At 61.8% G+C, this 17,364-nt stretch carries 14 protein-coding genes; 8 read left to right on the top strand and 6 right to left on the bottom strand.

Annotated elements, in window-relative coordinates; genetic code table 11:
• The first annotated feature begins 59 nt into the window (after positions 1-59).
• Positions 60-863, top strand: a complete 804-nt coding sequence (locus tag QMG56_RS07955; protein ID WP_281822044.1) for a hypothetical protein — start codon at positions 60-62, stop codon at positions 861-863.
• Here QMG56_RS07955 and QMG56_RS07950 read toward each other — a convergent pair.
• Genes QMG56_RS07950 through QMG56_RS07940 form a run of 3 tightly spaced genes read right to left on the bottom strand, consistent with a single transcriptional unit; the run spans position 860 to position 2,767 of the window.
• Positions 860-1,444, bottom strand: coding sequence for a GNAT family N-acetyltransferase (locus QMG56_RS07950; protein WP_281822043.1), 585 nt, complete (start codon positions 1,442-1,444; stop codon positions 860-862). The two genes, QMG56_RS07955 and QMG56_RS07950, sit on opposite strands and share 4 nt — an antisense overlap.
• Positions 1,445-1,448: 4 nt before the next feature.
• Complete coding sequence (gene hemF, locus QMG56_RS07945) at positions 1,449-2,312, bottom strand: oxygen-dependent coproporphyrinogen oxidase (RefSeq protein ID WP_281822042.1); 864 nt, start codon at positions 2,310-2,312, stop codon at positions 1,449-1,451.
• Complete coding sequence (locus QMG56_RS07940; protein ID WP_230187013.1) at positions 2,309-2,767, bottom strand: tRNA (cytidine(34)-2'-O)-methyltransferase; 459 nt, start codon at positions 2,765-2,767, stop codon at positions 2,309-2,311. The genes hemF and QMG56_RS07940 overlap by 4 nt, the downstream gene beginning before the upstream one ends.
• Before the next feature lie 207 nt (positions 2,768-2,974).
• Here QMG56_RS07940 and petA point away from each other — a divergent pair, with 207 nt between their 5' ends.
• The 7 genes from petA (at position 2,975) to QMG56_RS07905 (ending at position 12,433) form a co-directional block, all read left to right on the top strand.
• Positions 2,975-3,541, top strand: coding sequence for a ubiquinol-cytochrome c reductase iron-sulfur subunit (gene petA, locus QMG56_RS07935; protein WP_230187014.1), 567 nt, complete (start codon positions 2,975-2,977; stop codon positions 3,539-3,541).
• Between the two features lie 11 nt (positions 3,542-3,552).
• Positions 3,553-4,863, top strand: coding sequence for a cytochrome b/b6 (locus tag QMG56_RS07930; RefSeq protein WP_230187015.1), 1,311 nt, complete (start codon positions 3,553-3,555; stop codon positions 4,861-4,863).
• 15 nt (positions 4,864-4,878) lie between these two features.
• Positions 4,879-5,721 (top strand): cytochrome c1, encoded by an 843-nt coding sequence (locus QMG56_RS07925; protein ID WP_230187016.1) that lies wholly within the window; start codon positions 4,879-4,881, stop codon positions 5,719-5,721.
• Positions 5,722-5,829: 108 nt separating this feature from the next.
• Positions 5,830-6,366 (top strand): adenine phosphoribosyltransferase, encoded by a 537-nt coding sequence (locus QMG56_RS07920; protein WP_281822040.1) that lies wholly within the window; start codon positions 5,830-5,832, stop codon positions 6,364-6,366.
• A gap of 210 nt (positions 6,367-6,576) precedes the next feature.
• Complete coding sequence (locus QMG56_RS07915) at positions 6,577-7,809, top strand: efflux RND transporter periplasmic adaptor subunit (RefSeq protein WP_230187018.1); 1,233 nt, start codon at positions 6,577-6,579, stop codon at positions 7,807-7,809.
• Entirely contained in the window at positions 7,809-10,997 is a 3,189-nt protein-coding gene (locus tag QMG56_RS07910; protein ID WP_281822037.1) for an efflux RND transporter permease subunit, read from the top strand. Before QMG56_RS07915 ends, QMG56_RS07910 begins: the two co-directional genes overlap by 1 nt.
• Positions 10,994-12,433, top strand: a complete 1,440-nt coding sequence (locus QMG56_RS07905; RefSeq protein WP_281822035.1) for an efflux transporter outer membrane subunit — start codon at positions 10,994-10,996, stop codon at positions 12,431-12,433. Before QMG56_RS07910 ends, QMG56_RS07905 begins: the two co-directional genes overlap by 4 nt.
• A gap of 105 nt (positions 12,434-12,538) precedes the next feature.
• Here QMG56_RS07905 and galE read toward each other — a convergent pair whose 3' ends face one another.
• The 3 genes from galE to QMG56_RS07890 form a co-directional block, all read right to left on the bottom strand.
• Positions 12,539-13,546 (bottom strand): UDP-glucose 4-epimerase GalE, encoded by a 1,008-nt coding sequence (gene galE, locus QMG56_RS07900; protein ID WP_281822033.1) that lies wholly within the window; start codon positions 13,544-13,546, stop codon positions 12,539-12,541.
• A gap of 68 nt (positions 13,547-13,614) precedes the next feature.
• Positions 13,615-15,786: a 3-hydroxyacyl-CoA dehydrogenase NAD-binding domain-containing protein gene (locus tag QMG56_RS07895; protein WP_281822031.1), complete on the bottom strand. Its 2,172-nt coding sequence runs from the start codon at positions 15,784-15,786 to the stop codon at positions 13,615-13,617.
• A 137-nt stretch (positions 15,787-15,923) separates the two neighbouring features.
• The gene (locus tag QMG56_RS07890) at positions 15,924-17,132 is read right to left on the bottom strand and encodes an acetyl-CoA C-acetyltransferase (RefSeq protein WP_230187023.1); all 1,209 of its coding nucleotides are present in this window, start codon (positions 17,130-17,132) and stop codon (positions 15,924-15,926) included.
• Positions 17,133-17,364: the final 232 nt, after the last annotated feature.

The raw sequence follows: 17,364 nt of genomic DNA, 5'->3' as shown, positions 1-17,364 counted from the left end.
GACTTGCCATCGCGCCGCGATCAAGGGTTGCGACACCATCACAGGGATTTAGCGGAACGATGAAGCCTCTCTCTATCGGCAAGGCATGGGAAGAAACCACGGCCTTCGTCAAACGCGAAGGCAGTTTGCTTTTTCCGGTCGCCTTTCTTTTCATGGCGCTGCCGGTCGTGATCTTTCAGCAGATCGTTCCGCCTGAATTGCTGGCCGAAGTCATGAAGGCGCAGAGCGCCGGAGCGGCGGCGGCCGTGCCGCAGCTTCCTGCCAGTTTCTGGATCGGCTTTCTGGTGACGATGGTCATCGGCCTGATCGGCGCGCTGACGCTTTATGCTCTCGCGCTGCGGCCGGGGATAAGCGTCGGCGAGGCTATGCGGCTGGGGTTGCAACGCATACCTGTGTTGATGACGGCGGGCCTTCTGGTTGCGGCGGGAACGATGATTGCGATCATCGCCCTCACGCTGGTTGTCGCGCTCTTCAGTGTCCTGGGCGGGTCTCGCTCGGTCACGGCACTTGTTATGGCAGCGCTGTTCGGCACCATGATGTTCGTGGCGGCGCGCCTGTTGCTGTTGAACGCCGTCGCCATAGACCGCCCGATCGGCGCGGTCGACGCGATCCGGCAAAGCTGGCGACTGACACAGGGGCAGTTCGGCCGCCTGTTCGCCTTCCTTGCGATTGTCATCATATTGGGTGTCGTCACGCAGGCGGCGGTGCAGTCGATCTTCGGCGTATTAGGCGCTTTGATCGGCGGGGCAGAGATCGCCGTGCTGGCGGCAGGCCTCGCCACCGCTGCGCTTTCCGCCATCATTCAGGTCTATTTTCTCGTGATGACGGCGCGCATCTATCGCCAGTTGGAAGCGGCAGCCTAAGCCAGCAGTGGCACATGCGGCGCGGCGTCGCGCGGCAGCACGCCAAAGGCGCGCGGATCGTCGAATGTCTCGACCGCACGCCCAAAGGGCACGAATCCGGATTTGATGTAGAAGCCCAGCGCCGAAGGATGGTCGAGCGTGCAGGTGTGCACCCAGAATCGCTCGACCCCCTTGCGCCACGCCAGCATCTTCGCCTGCGCCATCAGCCAGCGGCCATGGCCTTGTCCGGCCAGCTCCGGCACCAGTCCGAAAAAGGACAATTCGCAATCGGGCAGCGCCCGGAAATCCAGCTCTAATATCCCGATCTCGATTCCCTGCGGATCGCACACTGCATAGATTTCGACCGCCGGATCGTGAATCACCGCTTCCACTACCGCGTCAGGCTGCACGAGGCGGGAGAACCACAGCCAAGGCTCCCCAACCCGTCGAAACAGGCCGCGATATTTCTCGACTGAAGGCGCCTTCCATCGCACCAGACGCAGCGTGGACGGGGGCAGCGGGGCAGGCTTCGGCTTCGTCCGCATCTCCAGATGCGTGACCACCGCCGCCACCTGACGCGGATCCACATCCGTCAATGCCATGCGTTCAGCTCCAGGTGGCGCGCGGCGGCAGGCTCATCAGGATCGCGTCGATATTGCCGCCAGTCTTGAGGCCAAAGAGCGTCCCACGGTCGTGCACCAGATTGAACTCCGCATAGCGTCCGCGCCATTCCAGCATCTGATGCTCATCGGCTGGCGTAAAGGGCATGTCCATCCGCTTGCGTACGATGGGCGGGTACGCTTTTAGAAAGGCATCGCCCACGGACTGCGTCAGCGCGAAATTCGCATCGAAGTCGCCATCGCGATGATCGTAGAAAATGCCCCCGACCCCGCGATGCACGCCGCGATGCGGGATATAGAAATAGTCATCGGCCCATTTCTTGAACTCGGGATAAAGCGCCGGATCGTGGGCGTCGCAGGCATCCTTGAAGACGGCATGAAACTGCTCGGTATCCTCGGCATAGGGCAACGGCGGATTAAGGTCCGCGCCACCCCCGAACCACCGCTTCGTCGTCACCAGAAACCGCGTATTCATATGCACGGCGGGCACATGCGGGTTGGTCATATGCGCGACCAGGCTGATGCCCGTCGCGAAAAACTGCGGATTGTCGCCTGCGCCGTGAATCGACTTGGCGAACTCGGGCGCGAAGGCACCGCCAACGGTCGAGACATTGACGCCGACCTTCTCGAACACCTTGCCTTTCATCACGCCACGCACGCCGCCGCCGCCTTCGCCGGGGGCAAGGCCGTCTGCTTCCCGGTCCCATGCGGTATATTCGAAGGCGGCGTCGCTGCCTGCCTCTCGCTCGATGCTTTCGAACTCGGCGCAAATCCGGTTGCGCAGGGATTCGAACCAGGTACGCGCGGCCTGCTGCTGTGCGTCCAACATCAATGCTGTCGTTTCACTCATTCCGGATACTGCCCCGTCTGCCTCAACGCTTCACTCAATGCGATGCCTGCCGACACCGCAATATTCAAGGACCGAAATCCCGGTGCCATGGGAATTCGGATGCGCGCGTCGACGCTATCGCGCACTATGTCCGGCACGCCGGCGCTTTCCGATCCCATCAACAGCACGTCGTCGGGGGCGAAGCTGACTTGCGGCAGGCGGGTCGCGGCATGGCTGGACATCAGCATGATCCGCCGTCCGTTCGCGCGGCAGGCTTCGGCAAAATCGTCGAAGCTGGCATGTTTCGTCACATCGGCGGATCGTCCGTAATCCATCGCCGCCCGCTTCAGTTTGGCATCGGAAAAGGCGAATCCGCAGGGCATGACGATGTCGACAGGAACGCCGAAACAGGCGGAAAGCCGAAGGATCGCGCCGACATTTCCGGCGATCTCCGGCTGGTAAAGGGCAATACGCATGCAGGCTCGTTATCGCAGTCCTGCGGAATGTAACAGCCATCATGAAATTGCCTGTTGGCAAATGCGATGTTTGGACGCTATCAGGCCCGCGAACCGCGCCGGGAATGGGCGGGATTATGCGTGTGCGTGTCCCTTCGATTCTCTTGATTGCTCTGTGTGATCAAGCAAGGCGTGGGCAGGGGCCATAATTTGCAAGGATGTTAGTGCATGGCGACGGTTGAGCACATCGAAACGGCGGTGCCGCAGGCGGGTGAAGGTGTGCGCCGCCGCGACTTCATCAACATCGCGGCGGTCAGTTTCGCGGGCGTAGGTGCGGTCGCTGTCGTATTGCCGCTGGTGAATCAGATGAACCCCAGCGCGGACGTGCTGGCGCAGGCTTCGACCGAAGTCGATCTGTCCGGTATTCAGCCGGGCATGGCGATCAAGACGACGTTCCGCGCGCAGCCGCTGTTCGTCCGTCACCTGACGCCGGAAGAAATCGCGAAGGCCGATGCCGTCGACGCATCGACGCTGCGCGATCCGCAGACGCTGGAAGAACGCACGGTCGATGGCAAGAAGCAGTGGCTCGTCACCATGGGGGTCTGCACCCATCTGGGTTGTGTGCCGCTGGGCGCCGGTGAAGGTGAGAACAAGGGTGAGTATGGCGGCTATTTCTGCCCCTGCCACGGTTCGAGCTACGACACGGCTGCCCGCATTCGCAAGGGCCCCGCACCCAAAAACCTGATGGTTCCGGAGTATAGCTATACGTCCGACACCGCAATTCTCGTAGGCTGAGGAAAAGAACCATGAGTTTCCCCTGGGCAGAGCATTACACCCCCAAGGCGCCACTGATGAAGTGGATCGATGAGCGCTTGCCGCTTCCTCGCCTGGTCTACAGTGCTGTCGGTGCCGGCTATCCGGTGCCGCGCAACCTCAACTATTTCTGGAACTTCGGCGTGCTTTCGGGCGTCGCCCTGATGATTCAGATCGTAACCGGTATCGTTCTGGGCATGCATTATGCCGCTAACGAGCTGGTCGCCTTCGGCACGACCGAGCACATCATGCGCGACGTCAATGCAGGCTGGATGATCCGCTACGCACACGCCAATGGCGCGAGCTTCTTCTTCATCGTGGTCTATCTCCACATCTTCCGCGGCCTCTTCTACGGATCGTACAAGGCGCCCCGCGAAATGGTGTGGCTCCTCGGTCTCGTCATCTTCCTGCTGATGATGGCCACCGCGTTCATGGGCTACGTCCTGCCCTGGGGTCAGATGAGCTATTGGGGTGCGAAGGTCATTACCGGCCTGTTCGGCGCCATTCCGCTCGTCGGCGAACCGATCCAGACCTGGCTGCTGGGTGGTTTCGCCCCCGGTAACGCTGCGCTCAACCGCTTCTTCTCGCTCCACTATCTGCTGCCCTTCGTCATTGCAGGCGTCATCATCCTGCATATCTGGGCGCTGCATATCCCCGGTTCGAACAACCCGACCGGCGTCGATGTGAAGGGACCGCAGGACACTGTCCCGTTCCACCCTTATTACACGGCGAAGGACGGTTTCGGACTGGGCGTGTTCATGATCCTGTTCACCGCGTTGCTGTTCTTCGCGCCGAACTTCCTGGGCCATCCGGACAACTATATCGAAGCGAACCCGCTTTCGACGCCTGCGCACATCGTGCCGGAATGGTATTTCTGGCCGTTCTACGCCATCCTGCGTGCCTTCACCTTCGACTTCTTCTTCGTGCCGGCAAAGCTGCTGGGTGTGTTGGCGATGTTCGCATCGATCCTGCTGCTGTTCTTCCTGCCCTGGCTGGATAACTCGCCGGTGCGGTCGGGCAACTATCGCCCGATGTTCAAGAAGTTCTTCTGGTTCGGCTTGATCCCCTGCGTTCTCATTCTGGGATATTGCGGCGGTGCCCCGGCGGAAGAGCCCTATGTGATGCTGAGCCAGTTCGCCGCAGCCTATTACTTCGCGCACTTCCTCATCATTCTTCCGGCCATCGCCTATTTTGAAAAGCCGCTGCCGTTGCCCAATTCGATCACCGAAGCGGTGCTCGCAAAGCATGGTGAAAGCGTTACCGGTTCGCAGGGTCTCGCACCCTCCGCAGTCCCGGCCGAATAAGGGGAATATCAGAACATGCTTCGCCCAGCTCTCATTGCGATCGGTGCGTTTTTCACGCTGATGTTGCTGTATTCCTTCGGGTCCGGTGCAGTCGCCTATCTTGGCGATCCGCCAGCCGCGACTGCGGAAAAGGAATTTCATCTCCATCCCAAGGAAGTGGAATTCTCCTTCAACGGCGCGCTCGGCCATTATGACCGTCAGCAGCTTCAGCGCGGCTTTCAGGTCTTCAAGGAAGTCTGCTCGGCCTGCCACAGTCTGAAGTTCGTCGCATTCCGCGACCTGCAGCAGATCGGCTACAACGAAGCGGAAGTGAAGGCGATTGCCAAGCAGTGGGCGATCAAGACGCCTGACGTCGATCCCGCCACCGGTGAAATGTCGTCGCGCGATCCGGTTCCGGCCGATCACTTCCCCAAGCCGTTTGCGAACAACGTCGCGGCTGCCGCAGCGAACAACAACGCCATCCCGCCCGATTTGTCGCTGATGACGAAGGCCCGCCATGAAGGCAGCGCCTATGTCTATTCGCTGCTGACCGGGTTCCAGGCACAGCCGGCTGCCCTGCTCAAGAAGTTCCCGGACTCCAAGACGCCCGAAGGCCTGCATTACAACCCGTATTTCGCCAACCTCAACCTGGCGATGGCACCTCCGTTGGTGGCCGACGGTCAGGTGACTTATGGCGACGGCACAAAGGCCACGGTCGATCAGATGTCGCAGGACGTTGCTGCATTCCTGACCTGGACGGCAGAACCCAAGCTGGAAAATCGCCGCAGTGCCGGTCTGGCCGTGGTGTTCTTCCTGCTGATCGCAACGGGTCTGGCATATATGTCCTACCGGAACATCTGGGCAGACAAGAAGCATTGAGGAATGGCTGCGACGGCACTGCCGTCTGGCCGAGGATAGCATGAAGAGGCACGGCACCGTTCAGGCGCCGTGCCTCTTTTTTTGGCGAAGGGCTAAGGTGAAGACTCCATGATGTTGCACGATCTCAAGGCCTTGGTGCGCACTGTCCCCGACTTTCCAAAACCCGGCATCCAGTTTCGCGATATTACGACCTTGCTCGCCGATCCGAGGGGGTTTCGCGCCCTCGTGGACGTGATGAGCGACGTCGCCCGTCCCCATGCCATCGACTATGTCGTCGGCATCGAGGCCCGTGGCTTCATTCTGGGCGCTACCGTGGCTGCGGCGCTGGGTACCGGGTTCGTGGCCGTGCGAAAGCCGGGCAAGCTCCCCGGACGCACGGTCGGCATCGACTATGCCCTCGAATATGGCACCGACCGGCTGGAACTGCACGAAGGGCAGATACCCGCCCATGCACGTGTCCTGCTCGTCGACGATCTGATCGCCACGGGCGGCACGGCGCTCGCGGCGACACAACTGCTGCGCGACCAGAATGCCCTCGTCGCACTGGCGCTGTTCGCCATCGACTTGCCGGAACTCGGCGGGATCGCAGCTTTGAACGCCAGTGGCGTCGCGACCCACGCCATCATGGCGTTCGATGGCCATTGAAAACTGACGGCAAATTGAAATATACCGGCAATATAGCAGCGTGACCGGCGTGGGCTGACCGAACGGGGCGTTGGGTCTGGCTGCATGGACTATCGGTCGAACCAGTTTTCCGGGGCAACTGATGCACATCAACAATATCGCGCAACTTTTCTTGCGAACCAATTTCAGTTGCGACTTGAAATTCATCTTGCGTTGCAGCAAATAGCACCCATGCGCTATTTCCTCTCCGCTTCCGTCGCCCTTCCCCTGATCGCGGTGCTCGCTGCTTGCGGCGCCAAACCGCCACAGGCTCCGCCACCGCCGACTGTCACCTTGGCCACGCCGCTGGCACGGGACGTAACCGATTGGGACGATTATGTCGGCCGATTCGAAGCGGTCGAAGATGTGCAGGTGCTGCCCCGTGTATCCGGCCAGATCACTCAGATCGGGTTCCGTGCAGGCGTTGAGGTCAGCAAAGGGCACCTGCTGTTCCAGATCGATCCGCGCCCCTATCGCGCCCAGCTTGAGCAGGCACGTGCGCAAGTCGTGCGGGCGCAAGCGGCGCAGGCCAACGCGCGCACCGAACTGAAACGCGCCGAAGAGCTCCGCAAGTTTCAGGCTGTAAGCCAGGAAGAATATGAAACGAAGCTGGCGACGCTCCGCTCCGCCGATGCGGATGTGACCGCTGCCCGTGCCGCGGTGCAGGCGCGCGCTCTGGATGTCGAATTTACCTCGGTGCGATCGCCGATAACCGGTCGCGTGTCGGACAAGCGGGTTGCGATCGGCGACTATGTCACATCGGGACAAACGCTGCTGACCACGGTGGTCACCGTGAATCCGATCTGGTTCAGTTTCGAAGGGGCCGAAAGCCTCTATCTCAAATATATCCGTCAGGCCGCGAAGGGCGAACGGGCCTCGTCGCGCTATGCCGCCAATCCGGTCGAGGTCCAGCTTGCCGATGAGAGCGGGTACAAATGGCGGGGCCGCATGATCTTCGTCGACAATGCCATCGACACCAATTCAGGCACGATTCGCGCCCATGCGGAAATCCAGAATCCGAACGGCTTCCTCGTCCCCGGCATGTTCGGTCGGGCGCGGCTGCTCGGCTCGGGCACCTATCGCGCCATGCTGGTGCCCGACGAAGCGATCCTGACCGATCAGACGCGCAAGCTGGTCTATCTGGTCGGCAAGGATGGCAAGACTGTACCGCGCCCGGTCGAAACCGGACCGATGGTCGAGGGGCTCCGGGTCGTCCGCAGCGGATTGAAGCCGAATGAGCAGATCGTCATCGACGGCCTCGCGCGCCTTCAGCCGGGGATGCCGGTAAAGACGCGCAAAGGCACCATCGCCCCGCGCGCCGACGCGCAGGATTCTCGTCCTGCTGCCCCGCCTGCGCCCAACGCCGCACAGCCTTCCCAGGCGTCCCAGGATAAAAAGGCTCCGGCTTCCGGGGCGGCGCGCTAATGCGTTTGCCCCATTTTTTCATAGACCGCCCGATCTTCGCGGCGGTCATGTCGATCCTCATCATCATCATGGGGGTCATCGCCTATCCCACCTTGCCGGTCGGGCAATATCCTGAAATCGCGCCCCCCACCGTTGTTGTAAACGCGACGTTCCCGGGGGCTTCTGCCGAAACTCTGGCAGAGACCGTTGCCGCGCCGCTGGAGGAATCGATCAACGGGGTCGAGGACATGATTTATATGTCCTCCTCGTCCACTGCCTCCGGTCAGGTGGCAGTGACCGTTACCTTCAAACAGGGCACCGATGTCGATCAGGCGCAGGTGCTGGTGCAGAATCGCGTGTCATCGGCGGAACCGCGCTTGCCGGAACAGGTGCGTCAGATCGGCGTGACCGTACGCAAGAACTCACCCGATTTGCTGTTGGTCATGGTGCTCTCGTCGCCGGATGGCAGCTTGTCGAGCCAGTATATATCCAACTACGCGACGTTGCAGGTTAAGGACCGTATCGCGCGTATTCCCGGTGTGGGCGGCGTGCTCGCTTTTGGCGCGCGCGATTACAACATGCGCATATGGATCGATCCGGAACGCGCGTCGGTCCGTAACCTGACCGTCGACGAAATCACCAATGCCATTCGTGCCCAGAATACGCAGGTCGCTGCGGGTTCCGTCGGAGAGCCCCCGTTCAACCAGAGCGGTACGGCGTTTCAGCTTAACATTCAGGCGCAGGGGCGTCTGACATCGCCCGACGAATTCGGGCAGATCATCGTCAAACGCGACCAACAAGGGCGCCTCACACGTCTTGCCGATGTCGCCCGTATCGAACTGGGCGCTCTCGATTATGGGACCGAGGGCTATCTCGACGGCAAATCGGGCATCGCCTTTCCGATAACGCAACTTCCCGGCTCCAACGCGCTGCAGACGGCCGATGCCGTAAAAGCGGAAATGGAATCGCTGGCAAAGACGTTCCCGCCCGGTCTGTCCTATTCGATCCCCTATAACCCGACCGAATATATCACGGCATCGATCGAAGCGGTCCAGCACACCCTGATCGAAGCCATCGTGCTGGTCAGCATCGTCGTGCTGCTCTTCCTGCAAAGCTGGCGGGCGGCAATCATTCCGATCATCGCCATTCCCGTGTCGCTGATCGGCAGCTTCGCGATGATGGCGCTGTTCGGTTTCTCGCTCAACAACCTCTCGCTGTTCGGGCTGGTGCTCGCCATCGGGATCGTCGTCGACGATGCCATTGTCGTGGTCGAGAATATCGAACGCCTGATGCATGAAGAAGGCTTGTCGCCTGTTCAGGCTGCGCACAAGACGATGGACGAAGTGTCGGGCGCGTTGATTGCGATTGCGCTCGTTCTGTGCGGCGTCTTCATTCCCACGGCGTTCATTCCGGGCATTTCGGGCGCATTCTATAAGCAATTCGCGCTCACCATCGTCGGCGCGACCGCCATTTCGGCGTTCGTGTCGCTCACCCTTTCGCCTGCCCTGGGTGCGCTGATCCTCAAGCCCAAGACGAATCACGATACCCCGACGGGCTGGCGCGGCTACCCAAGCCGTTTTGCCAACGGCTTCAACCGTGGTTTCGAGAAACTGAGTGCGCGCTACGGTCGCATCACGGCCAAAGCCTTGCGCATGCTCGTGATTGTCGGCGTGGCCTATGCTCTGCTGCTGGCACTGGCCGGCTGGCGCTTCATGCAAACACCCTCCGGTTTCGTTCCGGCGCAGGACCAGGGCTATCTGATCGGTGTGGTGCAGATGCCCCCCGGCACTGCCCTTCAGCGTACCGATGAAACGGTCAGACAACTGGTTGGGATCACAAGCAGAAACGAAGGCGTGTCGGGCAGCATTGCCTTTTCCGGCTTCGATGGCGCGACCTTCACCAATTCGCCCAGCGGCGGCACCATGTTCGTGCGCCTGAAGCCGCATGCCGACCGCAAATCGGCCGATGAGATTACCAAGGAACTGATGGGCTCCGTTTCCAATATCACTTCGGGCAGCGTGTTCTTCATTGCCCCTCCGCCGATTCGCGGGCTTGGCACCGGCGGCGGTTTCAAGATGATGATCGAGGATCGCGGTGGAGCCGGGTACAAGGCGCTTGAAGGTGCCGCCTTCGGCATGATGATGGCGGCCAACCAGACGCCCGGTCTGACATCGGTCTTCACGACTTTCAACACGCGTACGCCACGCCTCTTTGCCGACATCGACCGGCAAAGAGCGGAACAGATGGGTGTTCCGGTCGAGAATATCTTCGCGACGCTCGGCACGTATCTCGGCTCCTCCTACGTCAACGACTTCAACTATCTGGGGCGGACGTTCCGCGTCACGGCCTCCGCCGATGCGCCGTATCGCGACGATGCCGACGATGTGGGTCGGTTGAAAACGCGCTCGGCCAGCGGTGCGATGGTGCCTCTGGACGCTGTCATGACCTTGCGGAACGACAGCGGGCCTTATCGTGTCGTCCGTTACAACCTGTATCCGGCTGCGGAACTTCAGGGGGATACTGTGCGCGGCTATTCCAGCGGCCAGTCGCTCGCCAGCATGGAACAGCTTGCTGCCAAGATACTGCCTCCCGGCTTCTCCTACGAATGGACCGAAATCGCCTTCGAACAGAAGCAGGCAGGCAACACCGGCATCATTGCCTTCGGTCTGGCGGTGGTGTTCGTGTTCCTGCTGCTCGCGGCCCAATATGAAAGCCTCGTGCTGCCGCTCGCCGTCATTCTGATCGTGCCGATGTGTCTGCTTGCGGCCATTCTTGGCGTGAACCTGATGGGCGGGGATAACAACATCCTGACGCAGATCGGGCTGGTGGTGCTGATCGGCCTCGCGGCCAAGAATGCCATCCTCATCGTCGAATTTGCGCGGCAAGGCGAAGATGAAGGGCTGGACCCGCGCGCTGCCGCGGAACAGGCGGCGCATCAGCGTCTCCGTCCGATCCTGATGACGTCCATCGCGTTCATTCTGGGCGTGCTGCCTCTGGTCCTGGCCAGCGGGCCGGGCGCCGAAATGCGGCAGGCACTGGGCATCGCGGTGTTCTTCGGGATGCTCGGCGTCACCATATTCGGCCTGATGTTCACGCCGGCCTTCTATGTCATCAGCCGGATGCTGGGGGAAAAGACATCGGCATGGTTCGCCGCCCGTCGCAAAAAGCCCGTTGCGCCGCATGTCGAGCCGGGGGAGGCAGGCGCATGAAGACGTTGACCTCCACTCTCGCGCTGCTGGCGCTGTCCGCCTGCGCCGTTGGCCCCAACTATAAAACGCCCGCGCCGTTGCCCCCCGCGCAGACAAGCCTGATCGAGACAGCGACCAACACTGCAGTCACGTCCGCTCCGGTCGAAAGCCAGTGGTGGCACCTGTTCGACGATCCGGTGCTGGACCGCCTCGTCATTCGCGCGCTGGAACATAATACCGACGTCCGCATCGCTGCGGCGAACTTGCGCCGGGCGCGCGGTGCGTTGTCCGAAGCGCGCGCCGCCACCTTGCCGACGACGACGACATCCGGCCAATATACGCGGTCACGCAGCGTCGTGAACTTCGGGCAGGGGCTGACCGGCTTCACGCAGGACAGTTTCAAGCTCGGCTTCGACGCCAATTACGAACTGGATCTCTTCGGCGGCGTGCGACGCTCTATCGAGGCTTCGCGCGGCGAGATCGAAGTGGCTGCTGCCGGGCTGGATGCAGCGCGCGTGTCCATCGCGGCGGAAACCGCACTCACCTACGCCAATGCCTGCTCCACCGGCGCACAGGCGCAAGTCGCGCGTGAAACCGTGGCGCTACAGGAAAAGACGCTCACGCTGACACAGCGGCTGCTGTCCGGCGGTCGCAATACCCAGCGCGACGTCGATCAGTCGGTTGTTCTGGTCGAACAGGCCCGCGCGCAAGCGGCCAGTTTCGAAGCGGAACGGCGCGCCTCGCTCTATGCGCTGGCGGTGCTGACCGGCGATCCGCCATCGTCGTTCGACACTGACGCTGCGGCCTGCGTCACGCCCCCTCAGGTGCGTAAGCCGATTGCGATTGGCGACGGTCAGGCGATGCTCGCCCGCCGCCCGGACGTCCGTCAGGCCGAGCGGCAACTGGCCGCCGATACTGCGCGCATAGGTGTGGCGACAGCCTCGCTCTATCCTTCGATCTCCATATTGGGTGGCCTGTCGAGCACAGGTCTGAAACCCAGCGATATCGGCACATCGGACTCGTTCGGCTATTCCATCGGGCCGCTGATAAGCTGGAATTTCCCGTTCAGCGGCGCAGCCCGCGCCCGCGTCCGTCAGAGCAAGGCGACTGCCGAAGGATCGCTCGCCTCGTTCGACAAGGCCGTTCTGACGGCACTAAAGGAAACCGAACAGGCCCTCGCCCGGCTGAAAGGCGCCATCGACCGCGAAGCATCGCTGTCGCGCGCCATGAAGGCCAGCGACAGTGCCGCCTTCATTGCCGAGAAACGCTTCGGCTCCGGCGCGGACAGCTTCCTGCAGTTGCTGGATGCCCAACGTAGCCGCGCCGACGCCCGCGCTGCACTCGCCGATGCGCAAGCTGCACGCGCCGAGGCGCAGGTGGCCTTGTTCAAGGCGCTGGGCGGCGGCTGGGAAGGCGCGCCGGACCCGGTTCGTGTCCCTCCGCAGGGCGATAAATAGCCGGAACTTGGGGCGATGACTTCGCTCTAATAGCAAATTGCAGTGGCAGGAACCTACAGTCTTGGCGTTCCCATCAGTCGCAACCATCGCAATGACGATGAAATTCTAACCCGCGCTCTCACGCTCGCTCAGCTTGCGCTCCCACGCCAAGGCATGCGTCACGATCTGATCCAGATCGGCATGCTGCGGCTTCCACGGGAAGCGCGCGAGGATGGCGCTGTTGTCGGAAATCAGCGCAGCAGGATCGCCCGCGCGGCGGCCCTCCATCCTGCGGTCGATCTTGAGGTTGGTCGCCCGGTCCACGGCATCGAGCACTTCCATCACCGAAAAGCCCTTGCCATAGCCGCAGTTCAGCCGATGGCTCGCCTTGGGGTCGGCCCGCAACGCTTCCAGCGCCAGCACATGCGCCGCCGCCAGATCGCTGACGTGGATATAATCGCGCACGCCCGTACCATCGGGCGTTTCGAAGTCCGTGCCGAAGATGCTCACATGGTCGCGCTTGCCCAATGCCGCCTCGACCGCGACCTTGATCAGATGCGTCGCACCTGCCGTCGACTGGCCCGTCCGCGCGCGCGGATCGGCGCCTGCCACGTTGAAGTACCGTAGCGCGCAATAATTCATCGGATGCGCGGCAACGACATCGGTTAGCATCGCCTCGGTCATCAGCTTCGACATGCCATAGGGATTGATCGGCCGCTGCGGCGTGTCCTCCCGCACGGGGCTTTCTTCCGGCGTGCCATATGTCGCGGCGGTGGAGGAGAAGATGAAATGCGGCACACCGCACCGCACGGCGCTTTCGATGAGCGCGCGGCTTTTGACGGTGTTGTTGTGATAATATTTCAGCGGATCGAACACCGATTCCGGCACCACGACCGACCCGGCAAAATGCATGATCGCGCCGATATTCTGCTCACGCAGCAACGCTTCGACCAGCGGCTGATCCTCGATATCGCCCTGGGTAAAGGGCACATCGTCCGGCACGGCCCAGCGGAAACCCGTCACCAGATTGTCGATGACTGCAACCGGCCACCCCGCATCGCGCAACGCCAGCACGGCATGGCTGCCGATATAGCCTGCGCCGCCGGTCACCAAAACTGTGGGCTTGTCCGTCATTTCGTCACTCCATGCCATGTCCGCGGCGATAGGCACGCGGACATGGCATGGCAACGGTTAGAGAGGGATTAAGCCGCTTTCTTCGCTTCCACCTTCGGGTAGAATGTCGCGCCGCTAGCGGCCATCTCGCGCATCTGCGCAGTCGGCGCAAAGCGCGGCCCGTGCTTAGCTGTCAAGGCATCCAGCGTTTCGACGACCTTGGCCAAGCCCACCGTATCCATGTGGCTGAACGGCCCGCCGGTCCACGGCGCAAAGCCCCATCCGAAGATCGCGCCGATGTCGCCGTCCTCGGGCGTTTCCAGCACGCCTTCGGCAAAGCAGCGCGCGCACTCGATCAACTGCCGATACAGCAACCGCTCACGCACCGCTGCGGGCGAGGGCTGCTCTGCGGCGAGCGGGAATGTCTCTGCCAGACCCGGCCACAAGGCTTTCTTGCCGCCTTCGGGATAATCATAATAACCCTTGGCGTTCTTGCGACCCATCCGGTCCATTTCGACCATCTTCGTCATCACATCGTCGGCGGCGCTATGGACATAGGCATCGCCCAGTTCCTTCTTCGCTGCCGTCATGACCTTGTAACCCAGCTCGATCGACACTTCGTCCGACACGGCGAGCGGACCCACCGGCATACCAAGCTGCTTGCCGACATTCTCGATCAGCGGCGCGCCAACACCCTCGGCCAGCAATTCCGCGCCTTCCTGCACATAGGTGCCGAAGCAACGCGAGGTGTAGAAGCCCCGCGAATCGTTGACGACGATGGGCGTCTTCTTGATCTGCGCCACATAATCCAGCGCCTTGGCGATCGCTTCCGGCCCGGTCTTCTCGCCGACGATGATTTCGACCAGCGGCATCTTCTCGACCGGCGAGAAGAAATGCACACCGATGAAATTCTCCGGCTTGCTCCACGCATGGGCCAGGCCCGTGATCGGCAATGTCGAGGTGTTGGAGCCAAAGATGGTGTCCGCGCCCAGCACTGCCTCGACCTTCTTCGTCACTTCGGCCTTGATCGCCGTATCCTCGAACACCGCTTCGATCACGAAATCGCAGCCTTCCAGCATCGCGAAATCGGTGGTGGGCGTAATGCGGGCGAGGGTGGCTTCCAGCTTCTCCGGCGTCATGCCTTTGCCCAGCCGCTTGGACAGGACGCCGCGTGCATGTTCCTTGCCCTTTTCGGCATAGGCCTGATCGCGGTCGAGCAGCACCACGTCGATCCCCGCCTGCGCGGACACCGTCGCCACGCCTGCGCCCATCATGCCGGCGCCCAGCATCGCCAGTTTCTTGGTCGGTGCCTTGGGCAGATCCTTGGGACGACGCGCGCCGCGCTCGGCGGCCTGCTTGCTGACGAAAAGCGTGCGGACCATGTTGCGCGCCTGCGGATCGGCGATGACCTTGGCGAAATATTTGCTTTCCACGCGAATCGCGCGGTCCATCGGCAGCGTCGCGCCTTCATATACGGCGGACAGCAGCGCCAGCGGACCGTTCAGGTTGCGCTGCGTCTGCTTCATCGTCATCGCAGTTGCGCCGATGAAAGTCTGCACGAAAGCGGGATTAAAGCCGCCAGCGCCCCCGGGAAAACGGTAACCTTTCTGATCCCATGGCTGAACACTGGCGGCCGGATTGGCCTTCAACCAAGTTTTGGCGGCCGCCACCGTATTACCAGAGGGGACGAGTTCGTCCACTACCTTAAGGCCCAGTGCTTCCTGCGGGCGGAACAATTTGCCCTGCAGGATATACATCAGCGCCGTCTGTACGCCGGTAATGCGCGGGAAACGCTGGCTGCCGCCGCCGCCGGGGAACAATCCGACGAGAATTTCGGGCAGGCCAAGCTGCACCTTGCTGTCGTCCGCCACGATCCGGCGATGGCACGCCAGCGCCAGCTCGAAACCGCCGCCGACACATGTGCCTTCGATGGCGCAGGCAATCGGCTTGCCGCAGGTTTCCAGCCGCCGGAACAGATCGTTCAGCACGAATGTCTTTTCGAACAGCGCGGTCATGTTGCCTTCGCTGCCCTCAGGAAGCATCGATTGCATGTTCTTAAGGTCCATGCCGCCCATGAAACCGCTGGCCTTGCCCGAACAGATGACTGCGCCCTTGATCGCGTCTTCGCTTTTGATGCGGTCGATGGCCGCCGACAGATCGGCGATGAAGTCCGGGCCGATCACGTTCATCGACTGGCCGGGAACGTCGATGGTCAGGGTGGCGATGCCGTCTGCATCGGTATCGAGTTGGATCGTTGTCATGTCACTCTCCTGGAGGAATGAGTCTTTGATATTGTCCCGTCGTCATCCCCGCGAAGGCGGGGATCCTTCTCCCGAACGCAGATCGTGTCGCGTGGGTGGGAGAGGGGTTCCCGCCCATGCGGGAATGACGCTGTGGCTCAAATGCGCTCGATAATGGTGCCGGTGCCCATGCCTGCGCCAATGCACAGGTTGACCAGCGCAGTGCCCTTGCCGGAGCGTTCCAGTTCGTCGAGCGCGATGCCCAGCACCATGGCTCCGGTCGCACCCAGCGGATGGCCGAACGCAATCGCGCCGCCGTTCACGTTGACGGTGCTATGGTCGAGGTCCAGCGCCTGCATATAGCGCAAAACGACGCTGGCGAACGCTTCGTTCAGCTCCCACAGGTCGATGTCATTCTTCGACATGCCGCTTTTCTTCAGCAGCTTGCCCGCGATGAATTCCGGCCCGGTCAGCATGATCGTCGGTTCCGATCCGATCGAGGCCATCGCCCTGATCCGCGCGCGCGGCTTCAGCCCGTATTTCTCGCCCATCGCCTTGCTGCCCACCAGCACCGCAGCAGCACCGTCGCAGATGCCGGAACTGTTACCGGCATGGTGCACATGGTTGATCCGCTCCAACTCGGGATATTTCAGCAATGCCACGGCATCGAAGCCTGGCATTTCCTCGCCCATCGCGGTGAAGCTCGGCTTCAGGGCGCCCAGCGACTGCATGTCGGCTTCGGGGCGCATATGTTCGTCATGGTCCAGCACGACCTGACCGATCACGTCCTTCACCGGCACGATGGTCTTGGCAAAGCGCCCTTCTTTCCACGCCTGCGCCGCGCGCTTCTGGCTCTCGACGGCATAAGCGTCGCAATCGGTACGCGAAAAGCCGAACTTGGTGGCGATCAGGTCCGCCCCGATGCCCTGCGGCGCGAAATAGGTGTGCCACGCCACGGCAGGGTCGAACGCCATGGCGCCGCCGTCCGATCCCATCGGTACGCGGCTCATATGCTCCACGCCGCCACCGATGGCGAAGTCCGCTTCGCCCGCATGCACCTTGGCCGCTGCGATGTTCACCGCTTCAAGGCCGGAGGCGCAGAACCGATTGACCTGCACGCCCGCCGTCGTCTGCGCATAGTCGGCGTTCAGCACCGCCACGCGCGCAATGTCCGCGCCTTGCTCGCCTACCGGGGTCACACAGCCCAGGATGACATCGTCGACATCGGCTGTATCGATCTGTGTGCGGTCGCGCAGCGCTTGCAAGGTTTGTGTGGCAAGCTGCATCGGGGTGATTTCGTGCAGCGATCCGTCCGCCTTGCCGCGCCCACGCGGGGTGCGGACAGCGTCGTAAATATAGGCTTCCATAATGCGTCCTCTCTCTGGACTCGCGCCATTGGCGCTCTCGACCCGTGTAATGTGACCTTCCTGCACAAAAGTGCAAGTGAAGTTTACGTTCACGTAAAGCACTCTCTCACCCGCCAACGGGCAGAACAAAGGGTGCCGTAGGGTTATCGGCGTATCGACCCCGCACAAAATTTTTATGGCAATCGGGCGAACGAACCGTTCCCAACAGCGGGGATAGCGCAAACGCGCTCTT

The sequence above is a fragment of the Sphingobium sp. BS19 genome (assembly GCF_027925545.1).
Classification (GTDB): Bacteria; Pseudomonadota; Alphaproteobacteria; order Sphingomonadales; family Sphingomonadaceae; genus Sphingobium.
The sequence above is the reverse complement of the archived record's forward strand: the minus strand, read 5'-3'. Positions and strand labels throughout refer to the sequence as shown.

What these genes read in the sequence shown, in the direction of transcription:
- QMG56_RS07955 (WP_281822044.1), top strand. Translation starts at nt 60, where the DNA reads ATGAAGCCTCTCTCTATCGGCAAGGCATGGGAAGAAACCACGGCCTTC.
- QMG56_RS07950 (WP_281822043.1), bottom strand. Translation starts at nt 1,444, where the DNA reads ATGGCATTGACGGATGTGGATCCGCGTCAGGTGGCGGCGGTGGTCACG.
- hemF (WP_281822042.1), bottom strand. Translation starts at nt 2,312, where the DNA reads ATGAGTGAAACGACAGCATTGATGTTGGACGCACAGCAGCAGGCCGCG.
- QMG56_RS07940 (WP_230187013.1), bottom strand. Translation starts at nt 2,767, where the DNA reads ATGCGTATTGCCCTTTACCAGCCGGAGATCGCCGGAAATGTCGGCGCG.
- petA (WP_230187014.1), top strand. Translation starts at nt 2,975, where the DNA reads ATGGCGACGGTTGAGCACATCGAAACGGCGGTGCCGCAGGCGGGTGAA.
- QMG56_RS07930 (WP_230187015.1), top strand. Translation starts at nt 3,553, where the DNA reads ATGAGTTTCCCCTGGGCAGAGCATTACACCCCCAAGGCGCCACTGATG.
- QMG56_RS07925 (WP_230187016.1), top strand. Translation starts at nt 4,879, where the DNA reads ATGCTTCGCCCAGCTCTCATTGCGATCGGTGCGTTTTTCACGCTGATG.
- QMG56_RS07920 (WP_281822040.1), top strand. Translation starts at nt 5,830, where the DNA reads ATGATGTTGCACGATCTCAAGGCCTTGGTGCGCACTGTCCCCGACTTT.
- QMG56_RS07915 (WP_230187018.1), top strand. Translation starts at nt 6,577, where the DNA reads ATGCGCTATTTCCTCTCCGCTTCCGTCGCCCTTCCCCTGATCGCGGTG.
- QMG56_RS07910 (WP_281822037.1), top strand. Translation starts at nt 7,809, where the DNA reads ATGCGTTTGCCCCATTTTTTCATAGACCGCCCGATCTTCGCGGCGGTC.
- QMG56_RS07905 (WP_281822035.1), top strand. Translation starts at nt 10,994, where the DNA reads ATGAAGACGTTGACCTCCACTCTCGCGCTGCTGGCGCTGTCCGCCTGC.
- galE (WP_281822033.1), bottom strand. Translation starts at nt 13,546, where the DNA reads ATGACGGACAAGCCCACAGTTTTGGTGACCGGCGGCGCAGGCTATATC.
- QMG56_RS07895 (WP_281822031.1), bottom strand. Translation starts at nt 15,786, where the DNA reads ATGACAACGATCCAACTCGATACCGATGCAGACGGCATCGCCACCCTG.
- QMG56_RS07890 (WP_230187023.1), bottom strand. Translation starts at nt 17,132, where the DNA reads ATGGAAGCCTATATTTACGACGCTGTCCGCACCCCGCGTGGGCGCGGC.